Genomic DNA, 17,401 nt, shown 5'->3' on the forward strand with positions numbered 1-17,401 from the left:
TTCTGTTTGTGGAACACTAAGGACGCGAATGGCGACACGTCAACACGCGCCGACGAGCGCGGGAGGGGGCCGGCCGATGGGGCTTGGTGATGAAGTGGGGCGCAGGCTGAAGCGACTGCGCGCGGGCAGCGGCCTGTCGCTGTCCGAACTCGCGCGCCGCTCGGGCGTCGGCAAGGGCACGCTCTCCGAGCTCGAGACCGGCCGCCGCAACCCCACCCTCGAAACCCTCTACGCCCTGACCACCGCGCTCGGCCGACCGCTCAGCGCGGTCCTGGACGACCCGCCCGGCGCGGCGGCCGGTGTCTCCGGGAGCGCGGTCACCGCGGTCCTCATCGAGCGGTACGAGGACGCGGACGCGGCCACCGACGTCTTCCGCGTCACCATCACCGAGGGCGCGACCCAGGAGTCCGCGGCGCACGTCCCGCGCACCACGGAGAGCCTGATGGTGCTCTCCGGGACGGCCGTCGTCGGCCCGCCGGACGCGCCCACGACCGCGGGGCCGGGCGGTCACGCCCACTGGGCGGCCGACGCCCCGCACATCTACTGCGCGCCGGACGGTGAGGTCCAGGGGATCCTCTTCGTCCGCTACCCGAAGGCCGGCTGACGCCTGGAGTCAGGCGGCGTGCGGCGCCTGCGAGGGCTCGCCGCCCCGCAGGTCCGACACGTCGATCGAGTCGTCCTCGGACGGGGTCTTCTTCGGCACCGGCTTGCCGTAGTCGGTCAGCGTCATCGACAGGGACTCGCCGGAGCCCTTCTCGGTGGCGCGCACCAGCCGGTGCGGCTCGTCGGCGGTGACGTAGAGAGTGATGTGCCCCTTGCCGTCGCCGGAGGGTGTCAGCGGCACCACCTCGGTGCCCGCGAGCTTCTTCTGGTCGCCCTTCGTGAGCTCGTCCTTGGTGGCGCGGTCCGAGCCGTCGCCGAGGCGCTCGCGGAAGGAGTCGAGGTCGCAGGTGCCGGAGAGCGTGTCGAGCATCGGGTCGTCGGTGGTGCCGTGCACGTAGCGGTCGCCGATCAGGTCGGCGGCCAAGTCGCCGCTGCGGCCCGGGAGTTGGGTCTTCCAGAACGTGGCGTCCGGTTTGATCCACACCTCGTCCCCGCGCTTCACGAGATCGACGCTGCCGCCCTTGGCGCCGCCGGTACCCATGCGCAGGTCGCCCGTGCAGTTGCCCTTCTCGTCGAGCCGCAGGTCGACCAGCGCCGGGGTGCGGCTGTCCTTGTCGTCCGAGTCGTTCTTCATCGTCAGATGCAGCGACTTCGCGTCCAGGAGTTCCTTCTTCGCCGCGTCGGCCAGCTCCTGCGCGTTCTTGTCCTTGGCGTCGCCGTCATCGGCCACCGCGGGGCCCGCGGAGAACAGGCTCGCGCACACGAACGCCGCGGCGACGGGAGCGCGAGCGGCCCGGTGCAGCCGGGTCGGGGTCGGTCCGGCCATGACGCCACCTCGCCTTCCCGGACGCGCCACACGCCCGAAACACCCATAAATTGTACGTTCCGCGGGGTGTGGGTGTCCTGCGCGGAGCGCCTGGACGCGGGCCGCGAGGCGGCCGTGCCCGTCAGTCGTCCTTGCCGCACACCCGCAGCCCCACCGGCGTCCCGCACGGAAGGTGACCGTGGGTGGCCACGACCCCCTTGCCGGTGCCGTTGTCGACGGCGTACGCGAGGAAGCTCGAGGCCAGCGAGTCCGCCGGCGGGCGCCCGAAAGTGTACGCGTACTCGATCTCGCGGTACGGATAGCCGCCCGCGTCGAGCCGGTCCGGGTCCGGGGTGTGGCCGTCGAGCGTGAGGCGGTGCAGGCCCTTCGGCGCGTCCGGCGGCGACGCGGCGCGCAGCTCGCTGTAACCGAGGGCACCGGGCGTGCGGGCCACGGTGTCGAGGACCTGCTCCGTCGAGTCCAGCTCGCAGCGCAGGACGCGCGCGCCGGTGCGGGCCGTGCGGTTGACGCAGTCGTCCGAGGACGCGGGCGGCTCGTCCGCACCCGCGAGCACCCGCGCCGTGAGCGCGGACCGGGTGCCCGAACCGGAGGTGCGGCTGACCAGGACGACCGGCAGATCGGGCCCGCCCAACTGCGACCAGTTGCGGATCTCGCCCCGGTAGACGCGCCGTACATCGGCCACGGACAGATCGGTGAGACGGACGTCGTCGTGCGCGACGAGCGTGAACAGGGACACCGCGATGCGGCTCTCGCTGAGCCGGGTGTAGCTCGCGGGGCGCGGCCCGTCGGAGAACGCGATGACCCTCGCGGTGCTGCCCGACTCCGCGCCGGACAGGGCGAGTTCGCGCACTCCGGTGCGGCTGCCGCGCGCCGCGACCGTGATGCGCGGCTCGTCCCCGCAGTGGCCGCGGTACTTCTGCGCCAGCTCCTCCAGCACCGGGGCGAACGCCGTGGAACCCGTGAGGCGGAGCCTGCCCGACTCGCAGTCGTCCGGCAGCGGCGACGGTGTGAACAGCGGCAGGGTCGCCGCCGCGATGAGCGCGAGGCCGAGCGTGACGGTCGTCCAGCGGGCCCGGCCACTGAACACCGGTGGCTTCTCGTCCGGCGTCAGGCTGTGGTTCTCGTGCAGCTTGCCGTCCTTGATGTCACCGGTGACGGCGACCTTGTCCCCTTCGTTGCCGCCCGTGAGCAGCACCAGGATCTTGTAGTACGCGCCCGGCTTCAGGGGGACCTTGGGGATGCGCAGTTTGCCGGGTGTCTCGATCAGCAGACCCGGCCTGCGCTCGAAGTAGCCCGACAGGTTGGAGTGTTCCTCGGGCAGCGTGACATCCAGCGTCTGAATGCTGCGCCCGGCGAACTCGGCGGTGAGCCCGTAGTGTTCCGACGCGTCGATGTAGTCGCCCGTGTCGACGTGCCGGGAGCCGTCGTTCTCGATCCGCAGCAGCACGAGGGTGGCGTCGTGCATCTCGGGCAGGTCGGTGAAGAGCCCGAGCCGCGCATCCGCCGCCCCTGTCGGGCCGTGGTGCCCTATGGCGATGTCCATCTGCTTGCGGAACCCGACCCGCCTGCTGCGCCGCGCGCGGCGGTCGGCGGCGAACGGCGTGACGATGGACACCACGCCGATCAGCAACCCCACGGCGGTGAAGGCGATCTCGAGCCATCCCATGTGCGCGAAGATACGGACCCGCGGGGCCGGGCGAGGGGGCCGGGCACCGGACTTCGCCCACAATTCGTCGCCCGTTCAATGTCTCCGTCGGTCCCCGTCAGGGGTGAACACACCGCCGTTCCGCCGTACCGTCGCCCGGCACTCGCGCCCCGTTGTGTCCACCACGTTTATCCACGCCGCAGCGGGCTACGCGCACACCGGACGGACGTCGACGAGGCAGCGCTGTCGTACGCGGACGGCGCACGCCGGGACGGATGGGCATGAGCAGCGGATTCACGGGGTCCGACGGCTACGGACAGGACCCCTTCGGCGACTTCTTCTCGCGGTTCCTCGGCAGTGGCCGACGGCAGATCGACATCGGCAGGCTGATGAGCGGTCCGGCCCGCCAGCTCGTCGCGACGGCCGCGAACTACGCCACCGAGCGCGGCCGGGGCGATCTCGACACCGGGCACCTGCTGTGGGCGGCGCTCTCCCTCGAACCCACCCGCAGTCTCGTGACGCGGGCCGGCGCCGATCCCGACCGGCTGGCGGGGGAGATCGACCGGCACGCGGGCAGCGGCGAGCCCAGCCGCACCCCGCAGTCCCTCTCGGTGACGCCGGCGGTCAAGCGGGCCCTGCTCGACGCACATGTGATCGCGCGCGAGTCGGGCGTCGCCTACATCGGCCCCGACCACATCGTGTTCGCGCTCGCCGCCAACCCCGACTCGGCGGCGGGCCACCTCCTCAACCAGGCCCGCTTCACCCCGGACCCGGCGCCGCAGGGCCCGCCTCCCGGCTCCGCCGAGACCCGCCCCGGCGGCCAACAACCGAGGACCACGGCGCCCACCCCCAACCTGGACCGCTTCGGCGAGGACCTCACCGACCGGGCCCGCCAGGGCCGCCTCGACCCGGTCATCGGCCGCGACGAGGAGATCGAGCAGACCGTCGAGGTGCTCTCCCGCAGGGGCAAGAACAACCCCGTGCTCATCGGCGACGCGGGCGTCGGCAAGACCGCGATCGTCGAGGGCCTCGCCCAGCGCATCGCCGAGGGCGACGTGCCCGAGACGCTCTGCGGGCGCCGCCTCGTCTCGCTCGACCTGTCGGGCGTCGTCGCGGGCACCCGCTACCGCGGCGACTTCGAGGAACGGCTGAACGGCATCATCGACGAGGTGCGTGCCCACCCCGACGAACTCATCGTGTTCATCGACGAGTTGCACACCGTGGTCGGCGCGGGCGCCGGCGGCGGCTCCGAGGGCGGCTCGATGGACGCGGGCAACATGCTCAAACCCGCCCTGGCACGCGGCGAGTTGCACGTCATCGGCGCCACCACCCTGGAGGAGTACCGGCGGCACATCGAGAAGGACGCCGCGCTGGCCCGCCGCTTCCAGCCGATCCTCGTGCCCGAGCCGTCGACGGCCGACGCCGTGGAGATCCTGCGCGGACTGAGCGACCGCTACGAGGCACACCACCAGGTCCGGTACGCCGACGAGGCGCTGCTCGCCGCCGTCGACCTCTCCGACCGCTACCTCACCGACCGCTTCCTGCCGGACAAGGCCATCGACCTGATGGACCAGGCCGGCGCCCGCGTCCGGCTGCGCGACCGCACCAAGACCACCGACGTACGCGCCCTGGAACGCCAGGTCGACGACCTCACCCGCGACAAGGACGAGGCCGTGGCCGCCGAACAGTACGAGCGGGCCACCGAACTACGCGACCGCATCGGCGAGTTGACGAGCAGGATCGAGGGCGCGCGCGAACCCGACCCCGGCGACGGACACATCGTCGAGGTGTCCGCCGAGGACATCGCCGAGATCGTGTCCCGGCAGACCGGCATCCCCGTCGCCAGCCTCACCCAGGAGGAGAAGGAGCGCCTCCTCGGCCTCGAACAGCATCTGCACGAGCGGGTCATCGGCCAGGACGAGGCCGTCACCGCCGTCGCCGAGGCCGTCCTGCGCTCCCGCGCCGGGCTCGCCAGTCCCGACCGGCCCATCGGCAGCTTCCTCTTCCTCGGCCCCACCGGCGTCGGCAAGACCGAACTGGCCCGCGCCCTCGCCGAGGCCCTGTTCGGCAGCCAGGACCGTATGGTCCGGCTCGACATGAGCGAGTTCCAGGAGAAGCACACCGTCTCCCGGCTTGTCGGCGCGCCGCCCGGATACGTCGGCCACGAGGAGGCCGGGCAGCTCACCGAGGCCGTGCGCCGCCACCCGTACTCGCTGATCCTGCTCGACGAGGTGGAGAAGGCACACCCCGATGTCTTCAACACACTGCTCCAGGTCCTCGACGACGGCCGGCTCACCGACGCGCAGGGCCGCACGGTGAACTTCACCAACACGGTCATCGTGATGACCAGCAACCTCGGCTCCGAGGCCATCGCCGGACGCGGCGCCGCGCTCGGCTTCCGCACCGACGACTCCGCCGACGAGACCGCACGCCGCGAACAGGTGCTCCGTCCGCTGCGGGAACACTTCCGCCCGGAGTTCCTCAACCGCGTCGACGAGAGCGTCATCTTCCGGCGGCTCAGCACCGAACAACTGGCGCGCATCACCGACCTCCTCCTCGACGAGACCCGGCGCCGCCTGCACGCCCAGGACATCACCATCGAATTCGCCCCCGAGGCCGTCGAATGGCTCGCCCGGCGCGGCCACCAGCCCGAGTACGGGGCGCGCCCGCTGCGCCGCACCATCCAGCGCGAGCTGGACAACCGGCTCTCCCGAATGCTCCTCGACGGCGAGATCGAGGCGGGCGGCCGGATCCGGGTCGAGGCCGCGGACGGGGAGCTCACCATCCGGTCGAAGGAGACGTAACCCCTGGTCGCGTACGACGTTGATGCGCGCGAGGCGCGGACATCCGGCTCCGCGCACACGTCGTACGAGACACAGGGAGTCACCCATGCGGGACACCATGCGGGCCGCCGCCAAGAAGACCTTCGCCTCGCTCGCCGCGGCCGTCGCCGCCCTCGGCTGCGTCATCGCGGTCGGCCAGCCGGCCGCCGCCGACGGCAAGTGGTGCAACAACTCCGTGTGCATCGAGACCTACGACTCCGGCACCTACCTGGGCCGCGTCGAGGTGTCCGTCGTGAACACCAACCAGCCGAACCGGATCTCCGCCCGGGTGTGGACCACGAACGGCTGGTCCGCCAACACCAAGGTCGAGGACGTCGCCGCCTTCCGCACCTACCGCGACCAGGCGTACCCCCAGCGCCACTTCCCGGCAGGCACCCGGCTGTGCGCCGAGGGCTTCAGGGGCGGCGCCAGCGTCGGCCTGCCGTGCGTGACGATCACCGACTGACCCGTCTCGGCGCCAGCCAGCGGAGGAGTACCGCCGAGCAGAGCGCGGCGAACGCGCACCACGTGGAGATGAACTCCCAGCGCCACAGCGCCGCGCACACCGCCGCGGCGAGCGCCGCCAGCACGCCGAGCAGGACCAGGATCCGCTCGCCCGACAGCAGCAGCGAGCCGATCGTCGCGAGCAGATAGCCCGCCAGCAGCCACCCGGCATGCGGCAGCCCGATCGCATAGCCCATGGTGTGCCCGCGGACCTCGGCGGTCACCGTGCTCGTCGCCAGGACGTACCCGAGCACCCCCGCCGTCACGACGCCCGCCGCGAGCGGCACGAGCAGCCGGCGGCGGGCGTGCGCGGGCGTCGCCCACCACACACCGGCCGGCACCCACAGCGGCAGCAGCGGCAGCGCGATCACCGCCCACGCGACGACGGCGGGGCCGCTGCCACCGCCGTCGTTCCAGATCACCGCCTCGATGATCTGATGCGCCCCGAGCAGCAGCGGCAGCGCCGCGAGCGGCACGGCCCGCGGCCGGGTGCGCACCGCCCGGGTCACGCACCCCACGCCCACGGCGGTGACCGCGCCACCCGCTACCAGATCGGCCGTCGCACTCCAGCACATGCGACCACGCTACGTTTCCGGGGGCCGCGCGGCGCGTCGTGGGTGCACCGCGCCCGTCAGGGCCGGACGTTGTCCCGCGCCGCCGGATCGGGCTGGATGTTCTGGTTGTTGCGGAACACGTTGTCCGGGTCGAGGGCCGCCTTGACTCGGGCGAGGCGGGCGTAGTTGCCGCGGTAGCTCGCCCGCACCCGCTCCTGCCCCTCGTCCATCATCATGTTCACGTAGGCGCCGCCCGCCGAGTACGGGTGCAGGGCCTCGAAGTAGTCGACCGTCCAGCGCCGCAGGAGGTCCGCGTTGGCCGGGTCCGGGTCCACGCCCGCGAACACGCTCGCCCAGCGCGCGTCCCGGTAGCTGAACGCGGTGTCGGACGGGCCGGCCTCGTGAGCGGCACCGTCGATCGGGTACAAGTGCATCGTCGACTGCATGGACGGCGTCTGCGGCCCGAACTTGGCGTGCAGCTCCACGGCCTCGTCCGGGATCTCCTTGACGAAGTCGGCCCGCCAGTACCACTGGTCGCCCGGCGGGTACAGGCCGTCGAACATCGACTGCATCGCCGGATGCGGCATCGGAGCGACCGCGTGCAGCAGCGGCGCGGACACCTCACCCAGCAGCGGCGCCATGGCGCGATCCGCCGCCTCCGGATCCCCGGACGTGTGACACCACACCACCCCGCACACCTTCCGCAGGTGCAGCTCCTCGGGGAACGGCGGCGCCGGCGGCACCGACCCGTACAGGAAGAAGGCGTTGACGTCGCGGGGCGCGGAAGGCAGGAAGTCCCGGTAGGCGGCGAGGGTTTCGGCGCCCTGCTCGGCGGGCCAGAAGGTCGGCCCGGCCACCACGGTGCTCACGTCGTGCAGCCGGAACGTGAAGGACGTGACGGCGCCGAAGTTGCCGCCGCCGCCCCGGATCGCCCAGTACAGGTCCGTGTTGGTGTCGGCGTCCGCGCGCACCGGCGTACCGTCGGCGAGGACGACCTCCGCAGCCATGATGTTGTCGACGGTGAGGCCGCAGCGCCGGGTGAGGTGGCCGAGGCCGCCGCCGAGCGCGAGGCCGCCGACGCCGGTGGTGGAGATGATGCCGCTGGGCGTGGCCAGGCCGTGCTCGTGCGTCGCCGCGTCGACCAGGCCCCAGGTGGCGCCGCCGCCCACCGTCACGGTGCGGGCCGCCGCGTCGACCTCGACGGAGTTCATGGGCGCCAGGTCGGCGACCACACCGGCCTCGCAGGTGCCGAGCCCCGCGCCGTGGTGGCCGCCGCCCCGCACCGCGAGCGGAAGGTCGTGCCGGCGGGCGAAGGCGATCACCTTCGCCACGTCGTCCGTGTCGGCGCAGCCCGCCACGAGCGCGGGTCGCCGATCGATCATCGCGTTGTAGACGGCGCGGGCCTCCTCGTACCCCGAGTCGCTGGGCCCGGTCAACGTCCCTCGGAAACCGGTCAGTTCGCGGCGCGCCGCCTGTGCGGGTGTGCTGGTCATGCGATCCCCCGTGTCGAGTGGGTGTCGTCCGCCCCGTTCTACGGGCGTTGCGCACGGCCAAGCATGCGTGGCGGTCACCCACCTCGGGCGCGGCGGGTACCTACGTTTCGTCGGCCGCCGTGAGGCCGATCTCCACCGCCCGCTGCGCGGCCCGGCGCCGGGTGGGCGCGTCGAGCTTCTCCAGGACGGCGCGCACGTGGTTGTCGACCGTGCGCACGGACAGGACGAGACGTGCGGCGATCTCCGCGTTGGTCAGCCCTCCCATCAGGAGCCGCACGACCTGGAGTTGACGACTGGTCAGTCCTGCCGGATTGCCGCGCGCCGCCGCGTACGGGCCGCGGGGGACGTGGCGCACGCCCAGCTCGCGCAGCTCCGCGCGGACCAGGCGGGCCAGTGGCGCGGCGCCCAACGCGTCCAGGGTGGCGAGCGCGCTCAGCTTGACGGCCGGGTCGGGGCTCTGGGCGAGCGCGGCCGCCTCCTCGTACGGGCAGCCCGCCGTGTGCCACAGTTCGGCGGCCTTGTCCCACTGGCCCGCCGCCTGGAGCGCGTACGGGTGGGTCCCGCCGTCCGCCGGCGTGGGCCTGCCCGCCCGCGCCAGCCAGTAGCCGAGCTCGTGGCGCTGCGGCGCGGCGAGCCGACGGGCCCGCTCGTGCACCGGTCCGGCGGCGGCGAGCACGCCCGCCGGGTCCCCGCGCAGCCACGCGGCCTCCGCGCGGGCCGCCGCGACCGGGCCGAGGCGCTGCAGCTCGTCGGTGCCCACCGCGATCCGCCAGGCCTGGTCGAGCAGTTCACCGCCGCCGGGCTCGCCGCGCCGCACCCGCACGCGGGCGAGGACCGTGAGCGCCGGGCAGCGGGCGGGCGGGAAGACGTCGGCGCCGAGCCGGGCATAGCGCTCGGCCTGCGCCCACTCGCCCGCGGCGAACTTCCGCAGCGCCAGCTCGACGTGCAGGTAGGTCAGGAAACCCAGGTGCTCGGCCCGGTCCGCGAGGTCGATGGCGGGGGAGAGGTGCCGGTCCGCCTCGGCGAAGCGGAGGTCGTCCAGGAGCGACCAGACGATGTTCGCGTAGGCGCGGCACGCGTGCTCCACCTCGCCCGAGTCGAGCGCCACCGCCAGGCTCTCCTCCAACTGCCGCTGCCCCAGCGGGTCCCCGTCCCGCCAGCGTGCCGAACCGACGTTGTTGAGCGCGTGCGCGAGGATCGCCGGATCGCCCGCCCTGCGGGCCAGCGCGATGGCCCGCTCGCCGTACTCGACGGCCTGGGCGTACGCGTCCGCCAGCATCCGCAACTGCGCCGTATTGCTGAGGGCGAGCGCCAACAGCCGGTCGTCACCGGCCTGTTCGAGCACCGCCAGGGCCTCGCGTGCGGCCGACTCCGCCGCCTGCGCGTCGCCCGCCCACCAGTGGATCCGCGACAGCCAGCGCAGATCCGCGCCGAGCGCCCGCGGCTCGCCGAGACCGCGGCGCAGCTCCACGGCGTCGCGCTGCGCGGTGACGGCGGCGTCCGAGTCGCCGATGGTGTAGCTCTCGACCGCGTACTGCTCCAGCAGGTCGGCCAGCTCGGCGGGACCGTAGCGCCCGCGTCCGCGCAGGACCAGGCGCAGATGCGCGGCGGCCTCCCGGTGCGCGCCGGCCCGTGCCGCGTCGCGTGCGGCCCGGGGCCCGTAGCGCGCCACCGCGTCGAGGTCGCCGGCCGCCGCCGCGTGGTGCACGAGCCGGGAGCGGTCGGCGTCCGGCGCGGCCACCAGGGCGGCGAGCACCGCACGGTCGAGCGCGATGCGGCGCGCCGCGGGCAGCGAGTCGGCGACGGCGCGGCGGATGATCTCGTGCCGGAACGCCACCCGGTCCGTCGCCACCGTCAGCAGCCCGCCCTGTTCGGCCGCCGCGAGCGCCGCGCAGCCGCCGGGCAGCAGGGCGTTCACCAGGGGCAGCTCGACCGCCGACGGCACCACGGCCAGCTGTTCGAGGGCGTCCCGCGCGGCGTCGTCGAGGCGGCGAAGGCGGGCCAGGACCGCGTCGACGACGGTGGGCGGGACCACGCCCGTGCCGCCCGCGGCCAGCACCTCGGCGACGAAGAACGGATTCCCCGACGTCGCCGCGTACACCTGGGCCGCGTCGAGTCCGGCCGCGGCGCACAGGCTGCCGACGGCCGCGCGGGACAGTGGGGCGAGCGGCAGCCGGTGCACGCGGGCCGCGCCCGACACCTGGCCGAGCAGCTGGCGCAGCGGATGGCCGCGCCCCAGCTCGTCGTCCCGGTAGGTGAGCACGAGCACGGCGGGCAGCCGCTCGATGCGGCGCACCAGATACCGCAGCGCGTCAAGCGAGGCCTCGTCCGCCCAGTGCACGTCCTCGACGACGAGCACGGCGGGATGCGGGGCGCCGGCCAGCTCGGCGTGCAGCGCCTCGTAGATCCGGTGCCGGTCGCCCGCGTCGCGTACGGCGCGGGTCAGATCGGCGCCGACGCTGCCGACGAGATCGCGCAGCGGGCCGAGCGGGCGGCCGGTCGCCAGGTCGTCACAGTGTCCGACGAGGAGGCGGGCGGCGGGTGGCAGCACGGTGGGCAGAGCCCGGACCAGGGACGACTTTCCGATTCCGGCCTCGCCGAGGACGAGCGTGACCGAACCGGCCCCGAGTGCCGCGTCCCGGGCGGCGTCGGCCAGTCGCCCCAGTTCGAGATCCCGCTCGAGGATCCCCCCGTCCATTGGGAGACCTTCCCACCGGGCGGCGTCTGCCGGGAGGTGGGACCGGGGCGGATACGCACATCGCCGGACGAGGGGCGGGCGATTGCACGGGGTGTGTACCGAGCCCGCCCCGGTCGCCGGCTGCGTGTAAGGCTCATGTATATTCTTTCCATATGCATCTATCTCCGGGGTCCGTCGACGTCCCCGACGCCCAGCGCATCGAAGGCGCCGCCCGAGGGCTCCTGCGAGGGGTCGCCCAGCTCGGTCAAACCCTTTTCAGGGAAGGCGAGTTCGGGCTCACGCGGAGCCAGGTGGCCCTGCTCGACGCGCTGGACGGCGGGCCGTGCCGGGTGACCGGGCTCGCCGCCCGCACCGGTATGGCGCAGCCGCGCGTCACCGTGCTCCTCCAGAAGCTGGGGGAGGCCGGGCTCGTCGAGCGGCGGCGCTGCGAGGACGACCGGCGCGCCGTCGAGACCTCGCTGACGCCCGCGGGGCGCGCCCTGCTCGAAACGGGGCGGCAGCGGATGGCCGCGGCCCTGCTGACCGCGCTCGAAGGCGGAGCCGTCGACGACCCGGAGCGCGCGGTGTCCACCGCGCGGGATGCGCTGAACATCCTGTTGAACGCCATGGAATCGGAGGCCAGTTGACCACCCCGGGCACCCTGCCGGACCAGCACACCGCCACGAGCGACGCCCCACCGGGAGCCGACCTCGCACCCCATCGGGTCGCCGGGCCCCGCAGATGGTGGGACTGGGTCCTCGCGGCCGACCCCGGACTCGGTCAGCTCCAGACCGGCTGGCGCACCCTCGTCGCCATGGTGACCGCGCTCACCGTCGGCTACGCGATGGCCGAGGCGCTCGGCATCCCCGACATGATCGGCATGATGGTCGCCGGGATGATGGGCCTGATGAGCGCCTTCGCGGTCGCCGAGAACACCTGGGACCGTCTCGCCCGCGCGATCCTGTGGATGCCGTTCCCGTACACCGCCGCGCTGTGGCTGTGCGCGACCATGAACGGCGAGCGCGTGCCGCAGATGGTGCTGATGGTCGCGGCCCTCGCCGTCACCTTCCTGCTCGCCAGGTTCGGGGCGATACCGCTGGTCACCGGCATGATGCTGTTCAACGGCATGATGGTCGGAATGCTCGCGGGCATCCCCGTGGCGCTCGTCGGCAAGGCCTTCGCGGTCGCCCTGGTGTCCGCCGCCGCCGTCCTCGTGACGCGGCTGCTGCTGTGCTACCCGATGCCCCGCGAGGACCTGCTGCGCACCCAGCGCGCCTTCGTCGTCGAGGCGCGCCGCGTCGCCGACGCCGCCGTGGACGCCGTCGACCCCGACGCCGACCAGGAGCGGGCCGTGCGCCGCATGAGCCGCTCGCTGCGCCGCCTCAACATCACCACCGTGACCATCGACGGCCGCCTCGCCCAGCCCGAGGTCGCCGCCGACCCGGACGCCGCCGAACTCCTGCACCGGCACCTCTTCGACGCCGAGCTCGCACTGCGCGGCATCGGCCAGGCCGTCCAGGAGCTGACCCGGCTGCCCGTCCCCGAGCAGCTGCGCGAGGCGCTCGCCGTCGGCCTCGTGCTCGCCCGCGACACCCCGATACGGGAGGCCGAGGGCCTCCAGCCGGCCGCCGCCCACATCCAGGAGCGGGCCGAGGTGGTCCTCGCCGACCCGGCCGCCTCCTCCGAGGACGTGGAGGCCGCGGTGCTCGCGCGCCGCGTCGGCCACCTCCTCGACTCCCTCGCCCGTGCCCTGCACAACTGGCTCACGCTCGGCGCGAGCGCCGTCGCGGGCAAGGCCGAGGTCCCGTTCAAGCCGACCGTCGCCCTGGAGAACAACAAGCTGCCCGGCTCGGCCGGCCCCACCCGGCGCGTGCTCGCCGGGACCACGGAGTCCGGCTGGCGCCGCGCCATCCCGTACATCCGGGTCCCCGCGCACGCCGCCGTGGCCGCCGCGATCGTCGTCCCGATCTCCGACGCCATCGACCCGCACCGCTTCTACTGGGGCCTGGTCGGCGTGATGATCACGCTGTTCGGCACCAACACCACGCACGAGCGGCTGCGGAAGTTCGGCCACCGCATGGTCGGCACCGTCGTCGGCGCGGTGCTCGGCATCCTCCTGGTCCACCTCATCGGCCAGGGACACGTCTACTGGACGCTCACGGTCATCGTCGCCGGACTCACCTTCGGCGCCTGGGGCATGGCCCGCGCCTACGCCTGCTGGGTCGTCGGCCTCGTCATCGCCCTGTGCCAGCTGTACGCGCTGTCGACGCCCGAGAGCGGCATGGACCATCTGCTGGGGGAGCGGCTCCTGGACAACGGCATCGGCGTCCTCGTCGCCACCGCCTGCGCCGCCCTGATCTTCCCGCTGGCCCGCCGCACCGTCGTCCAGGAAGCCGAGCGCGGCTACGTCGACGTGCTCGCCCAGGTCGTCGCGCAGGTCGAGCAGCGCTGGACGCGGCCCGACACCCCGGTCCGGCTGCGCGGGGCCGCGCGCGCCGTGGACGCCGCGCTGCTCCAGGTGCAGGCCGTCGCCAAGCCGCTCGTCCGGATGCCGGTGGGCGTCAGCGGCCCGGCCGCCGAGCACCGCGTCGCCCTGCTGACCTCCGCGACGGGCCACGCCCGCGCGCTGGCCTCGGCCGCCGACGTAGACGTGGACCTGCCGCCCCGGCTCGTCGAGCGCGCCCGCCTCGTCACCGCGACGGTCACCGCGTCCCTCAAGGAACTCGACCGGTTCTTCGCGACCGGCGAGCCCGAGGGCACGTACCGCAGGGTGAGCCCGCTGCTCAGGGAGCTGCGCGCCGAGCTGGCCCCCGCCAGGTCGGGGCAGCGCGCCCAGCGGCTGCACACCGCGCTGCGCGAGCTGGACGCCCTCGACGAGACCCTGGCCGCCTACGCCGAGCAGGCCGGCCTGCCGGTTGCCACCGGGAACGGCGCCGCGCAGCGGCCCGCCTCGCCCATGCAGCGCCGCACCCGCGCCGTGATGGCGGCCTGGGGCGAACCGCGGCCGGAGCCGCAGGCGCAGCCCCGGCCGGTGCCCGCGCCCAGGCCCCAGCCGCAGGTCGCCCACGCGCCCCAGCAGCGTCGTGAACCGGCCCCCGTGAGCCGGGCCCGCCTCACCGGCCGGGTGGAGTGCGCCGAGCACCCCGAGGGCTGCCCCGCCTGGATCACCGTGATCAGCGCCCGCGGCAAGCGGCTCGCCAAGGCCGCGGTGAACCAGGGGAGTTACACGGTGGAGGGGTTGCCCACGGGCACCCACACCCTCGTGATCTCCGCGTCCCGGCACACCCCGCGCGCCGAACTGGTCAGCGTGGAGGACCCGTTGGACGCCGTACGGCACGACATCAGACTGTCGCACTGAGGTCTGTTCACCGGCTCTGACGCCTCGCTGCTGCATTCGAGGGAACCGGGGACGCGCGGGCGCGCGTGTCCCCGCTTCCCGCCCCGACGTCCGCTAGTCGTGGTCGTGTCCTGTACACCGGCCAAGGAAGCGACTACCTGATGACGTCCCTGGAGAGCGCGGCGGCGAGCGCCGAGGCACCGGATTCGGAGACCGCCCACGCGCGGCAGCCCGGTGCGGTGGTGATCAAGTGGCTGACCACCACCGACCACAAGACCATCGGCTCGCTGTATCTCATCACTTCGTTCGCGTTCTTCTGCGTCGGCGGCATCATGGCGCTCTTCATGCGCGCCGAACTGGCCCGCCCCGGCATGCAGATCCTGTCGAACGAACAGTTCAACCAGGCCTTCACGATGCACGGCCTGATCATGCTCCTGATGTTCGCGACACCGCTGTTCTCCGGCTTCGCGAACTGGATCATGCCGCTCCAGATCGGTGCCCCCGACGTCGCGTTCCCGCGACTGAACATGTTCGCCTACTGGCTGTACCTGTTCGGCTCGCTGATCGCCGCCGGGGCGCTGCTCACCCCGCAGGGCGGCCCGGACTTCGGCTGGTTCATGTACGCGCCGCTGTCGGACGCGATCCACACGACCAGCATCGGTGCCGACCTGGGCATCATGGGCCTGGCCTTCTCCGGCTTCGGCACCATCCTCGGCTCGGTCAACTTCATCACCACGATCATCTGCATGCGCATGCCCGGCATGACGATGTTCCGGATGCCGATCTTCACGTGGAACGTGCTGCTGACCGGTGTGCTGGTCCTGCTGGCCTTCCCGGTCCTCGCCGCCGCGCTGTTCGCCTTGGAGGCGGACCGCAAGTTCGGCGCCCACGTCTTCGACGCGGCCAATGGCGGCGCGCTCCTGTGGCAGCACCTCTTCTGGTTCTTCGGCCACCCCGAGGTGTACATCATCGCGCTGCCGTTCTTCGGCATCGTCTCCGAAGTGATCCCGGTCTTCTCGCGCAAGCCGATCTTCGGCTACTCGGGCCTGGTGGGTGCCACCATCGCGATCGCCGGCCTGTCCATCACGGTGTGGGCGCACCACATGTACGTCACCGGCGGTGTGTTGCTTCCGTTCTTCTCCTTCATGACGTTCCTGATCGCCGTGCCAACGGGCGTGAAGTTCTTCAACTGGATCGGAACGATGTGGAAGGGCTCGCTGTCCTTCGAGACACCGATGCTGTGGTCGGTGGGCTTCCTCGTGACCTTCCTGTTCGGCGGCCTGACCGGCGTCATCCTCGCCGCGCCGCCGCTGGACTTCCACATCTCGGACTCGTACTTCGTGGTGGCGCACTTCCACTACGTGGTCTTCGGAACCGTCGTCTTCGCGATGTTCGCCGGCTTCCACTTCTGGTGGCCGAAGATGACCGGCAAGATGCTCGACGAACGGCTCGGCAAGATCACCTTCTGGACGCTGTTCGTCGGCTTCCACGGCACGTTCCTGGTGCAGCACTGGCTGGGCGTCGAGGGCATGCCGCGCCGGTACGCGGACTACCTCGCGGCCGACGGCTTCACCGCCCTGAACACGATCTCGTCCATCTCCGCCTTCCTGCTCGGCCTGTCGATGCTGCCGTTCTTCTACAACGTCTGGAAGACGGGCAAGTACGGCAAGAAGGTCGAGGTCGACGACCCGTGGGGCTACGGCCGCTCCCTGGAGTGGGCCACCTCGTGCCCGCCCCCGCGGCACAACTTCCTCACGCTGCCCCGCGTCCGCTCCGAGTCCCCGGCGTTCGACCTGCACCACCCCGGCGTCGCCGCCCTCGACCAGGCCGAGAACCGGCACGAGGACGCATCCGCATGAGCAGCACCGAGCACGACGTGAGCGCGGGAATTCAGCAGATGGAGGGCTATCTGCTGTGGAACTCGAAGGTCACCGAGGCCCATGCGCAGGCCGAGGCGTTCACCGACCGGCTCGACTGGCTCACCGGGGCGCAGCGCGAGGAGGTGCGGCGCGTCTTCGTCGAGGAGCGCCTCGTCTTCCACAAGGCCGCGCTCGGGCAGATCGTGGCGCGGGCCGCGGAGCTGCGCACCGAGTACGAGACGCGCTACGAGCGACTGAAGGCACGCTGCGTCGGCCTCTGCGGCGGCGTCCTCGTCGGCCTGATGGGCCTGGCGTCGCTGGTCGCGCTCAAGTGACGTACGTGCACGTGCTCCAGTGCCGTACGTACGGGTGCCCAGGTGACGCGGCCGCGCGGGCTCACCTGTAGTACGTCGTCGGGCGTGTGCCCAGTGAGCCTGGCCTGCTGAACCCAGCGGGCCAGGCTCATTCCTGTCGCGGCGGCGAAACGGCTCGGCAGGCGCGCGGGCGGAGGAGCCCGAGGCGGTCAGTCCACCGCGAACGAGGGGCTGAGGCCGCGCGCGTCGCCGTTGCGGCTCTTGAGCTCGATCGCGTAGCCGTCGCCGGCCGGCACGTTCGGCAGCACGGTGGACGTCTGGCTGCGCGGCGCCGCGGTCAGCTGCGAGGCGAGCTGTACGACGCGGTCCGTGCCGCCCCGGACGAGCCACATGTCCAGCTTCTGGCCGGTGGGGTTGTTCCAGGTGACGAACATGCTGGCGCCCGTGCTGTGCACGGAGTCCGCCGCGGGCTCCGTGACGGTCAGTGCCTGGGCCGGCTCGGCCAGGGGCGCGAAGGCCAGGAGCGGAGCGGCGGCGAGAGAGAGGAATCCGGTGCGGCGCATGCGACGACCTCGTTCCGTCGGATCGGTGGGACAGATGATGGACAGTTGCGGATGGTGATCATTGATGGACCGAGAGTGACGGTCGGTCACAGGTTTCCTTCCCGGGGCCGTCGTCGAGCCCAAGCATTCGACCGTCATCCCCGCCCCATGAGGGACGAATCCGTCCGCGAAATGGGCGTGTCGGCAGGACAGATCCGGCGTGCG

The 17,401-nt window shown here is 72.7% G+C and carries 13 protein-coding genes; 7 read left to right on the top strand and 6 right to left on the bottom strand.

Translation table 11 applies throughout. The features are described from left to right. Nucleotides 1-76: 76 nt before the first annotated feature. Nucleotides 77-604, top strand: coding sequence for a helix-turn-helix domain-containing protein (locus ACIA8D_RS08145; RefSeq protein WP_399229855.1), 528 nt, complete (start codon nt 77-79; stop codon nt 602-604). Between the two features lie 9 nt (nt 605-613). Here the strand turns inward: ACIA8D_RS08145 and ACIA8D_RS08150 are convergent, their stop codons facing one another. Both ACIA8D_RS08150 and ACIA8D_RS08155 read right to left on the bottom strand, forming a co-directional pair. After that, entirely contained in the window at nt 614-1,429 is an 816-nt protein-coding gene (locus tag ACIA8D_RS08150; protein WP_399229857.1) for a hypothetical protein, read from the bottom strand. Nucleotides 1,430-1,550: 121 nt separating this feature from the next. Continuing rightward, the gene (locus tag ACIA8D_RS08155) at nt 1,551-3,095 is read right to left on the bottom strand and encodes a PstS family phosphate ABC transporter substrate-binding protein (protein ID WP_399229859.1); all 1,545 of its coding nucleotides are present in this window, start codon (nt 3,093-3,095) and stop codon (nt 1,551-1,553) included. 260 nt (nt 3,096-3,355) lie between these two features. Between ACIA8D_RS08155 and ACIA8D_RS08160 the strand changes: the two genes are divergently transcribed. Together ACIA8D_RS08160 and ACIA8D_RS08165 are read left to right on the top strand one after the other, a co-directional pair. After that, on the top strand, nt 3,356-5,878 hold the full coding sequence (locus ACIA8D_RS08160) for an ATP-dependent Clp protease ATP-binding subunit (RefSeq protein WP_399229861.1): 2,523 nt from the start codon (nt 3,356-3,358) through the stop codon (nt 5,876-5,878). A gap of 85 nt (nt 5,879-5,963) precedes the next feature. Beyond that, nucleotides 5,964-6,362, top strand: coding sequence for a hypothetical protein (locus ACIA8D_RS08165; RefSeq protein WP_399229863.1), 399 nt, complete (start codon nt 5,964-5,966; stop codon nt 6,360-6,362). Here ACIA8D_RS08165 and ACIA8D_RS08170 read toward each other — a convergent pair. From ACIA8D_RS08170 to ACIA8D_RS08180, 3 genes are all read right to left on the bottom strand, one after another. After that, on the bottom strand, nt 6,352-6,975 hold the full coding sequence (locus tag ACIA8D_RS08170) for a DUF6629 family protein (protein WP_399229865.1): 624 nt from the start codon (nt 6,973-6,975) through the stop codon (nt 6,352-6,354). The two genes, ACIA8D_RS08165 and ACIA8D_RS08170, sit on opposite strands and share 11 nt — an antisense overlap. Before the next feature lie 56 nt (nt 6,976-7,031). Next, complete coding sequence (locus tag ACIA8D_RS08175) at nt 7,032-8,447, bottom strand: FAD-binding oxidoreductase (RefSeq protein WP_399229867.1); 1,416 nt, start codon at nt 8,445-8,447, stop codon at nt 7,032-7,034. Between the two features lie 100 nt (nt 8,448-8,547). Next, entirely contained in the window at nt 8,548-11,145 is a 2,598-nt protein-coding gene (locus tag ACIA8D_RS08180; RefSeq protein WP_399229868.1) for an ATP-binding protein, read from the bottom strand. Nucleotides 11,146-11,297: 152 nt separating this feature from the next. Between ACIA8D_RS08180 and ACIA8D_RS08185 the strand changes: the two genes are divergently transcribed. The 4 genes from ACIA8D_RS08185 to ACIA8D_RS08200 all read left to right on the top strand — a co-directional run bounded on the left by ACIA8D_RS08185 (nt 11,298) and on the right by ACIA8D_RS08200 (nt 16,655). After that, complete coding sequence (locus ACIA8D_RS08185) at nt 11,298-11,771, top strand: MarR family winged helix-turn-helix transcriptional regulator (RefSeq protein ID WP_399229870.1); 474 nt, start codon at nt 11,298-11,300, stop codon at nt 11,769-11,771. Next, nucleotides 11,768-14,482 (top strand): FUSC family protein, encoded by a 2,715-nt coding sequence (locus ACIA8D_RS08190; RefSeq protein ID WP_399229872.1) that lies wholly within the window; start codon nt 11,768-11,770, stop codon nt 14,480-14,482. Before ACIA8D_RS08185 ends, ACIA8D_RS08190 begins: the two co-directional genes overlap by 4 nt. Before the next feature lie 140 nt (nt 14,483-14,622). Then, nucleotides 14,623-16,320 carry a cytochrome c oxidase subunit I gene (gene ctaD / locus ACIA8D_RS08195; protein ID WP_399229874.1) on the top strand — a complete coding sequence of 566 codons (1,698 nt, stop codon included), beginning with the start codon at nt 14,623-14,625 and terminating at the stop codon, nt 16,318-16,320. Beyond that, nucleotides 16,317-16,655, top strand: a complete 339-nt coding sequence (locus ACIA8D_RS08200) for a hypothetical protein (RefSeq protein ID WP_399229876.1) — start codon at nt 16,317-16,319, stop codon at nt 16,653-16,655. The genes ctaD and ACIA8D_RS08200 overlap by 4 nt, the downstream gene beginning before the upstream one ends. Before the next feature lie 188 nt (nt 16,656-16,843). On the opposite strand, the gene ACIA8D_RS08205 is transcribed toward ACIA8D_RS08200, so the two are convergent. Then, nucleotides 16,844-17,197 carry a Ser-Thr-rich GPI-anchored membrane family protein gene (locus ACIA8D_RS08205; protein ID WP_399229878.1) on the bottom strand — a complete coding sequence of 118 codons (354 nt, stop codon included), beginning with the start codon at nt 17,195-17,197 and terminating at the stop codon, nt 16,844-16,846. Nucleotides 17,198-17,401 lie beyond the last annotated feature (204 nt).

It is taken from the genome of Streptomyces sp. NPDC051684, from assembly GCF_044453445.1.
GTDB lineage: Bacteria > Actinomycetota > Actinomycetes > Streptomycetales > Streptomycetaceae > Streptomyces.

Coding starts and splice junctions, on each gene's coding strand:
- ACIA8D_RS08170 (WP_399229865.1), bottom strand. CDS start 6,975: ATGTGCTGGAGTGCGACGGCCGATCTGGTAGCGGGTGGCGCGGTCACC.
- ACIA8D_RS08185 (WP_399229870.1), top strand. CDS start 11,298: ATGCATCTATCTCCGGGGTCCGTCGACGTCCCCGACGCCCAGCGCATC.
- ACIA8D_RS08145 (WP_399229855.1), top strand. CDS start 77: ATGGGGCTTGGTGATGAAGTGGGGCGCAGGCTGAAGCGACTGCGCGCG.
- ACIA8D_RS08165 (WP_399229863.1), top strand. CDS start 5,964: ATGCGGGACACCATGCGGGCCGCCGCCAAGAAGACCTTCGCCTCGCTC.
- ACIA8D_RS08150 (WP_399229857.1), bottom strand. CDS start 1,429: ATGGCCGGACCGACCCCGACCCGGCTGCACCGGGCCGCTCGCGCTCCC.
- ctaD (WP_399229874.1), top strand. CDS start 14,623: ATGACGTCCCTGGAGAGCGCGGCGGCGAGCGCCGAGGCACCGGATTCG.
- ACIA8D_RS08200 (WP_399229876.1), top strand. CDS start 16,317: ATGAGCAGCACCGAGCACGACGTGAGCGCGGGAATTCAGCAGATGGAG.
- ACIA8D_RS08155 (WP_399229859.1), bottom strand. CDS start 3,095: ATGGGATGGCTCGAGATCGCCTTCACCGCCGTGGGGTTGCTGATCGGC.
- ACIA8D_RS08175 (WP_399229867.1), bottom strand. CDS start 8,447: ATGACCAGCACACCCGCACAGGCGGCGCGCCGCGAACTGACCGGTTTC.
- ACIA8D_RS08205 (WP_399229878.1), bottom strand. CDS start 17,197: ATGCGCCGCACCGGATTCCTCTCTCTCGCCGCCGCTCCGCTCCTGGCC.
- ACIA8D_RS08180 (WP_399229868.1), bottom strand. CDS start 11,145: ATGGACGGGGGGATCCTCGAGCGGGATCTCGAACTGGGGCGACTGGCC.
- ACIA8D_RS08160 (WP_399229861.1), top strand. CDS start 3,356: ATGAGCAGCGGATTCACGGGGTCCGACGGCTACGGACAGGACCCCTTC.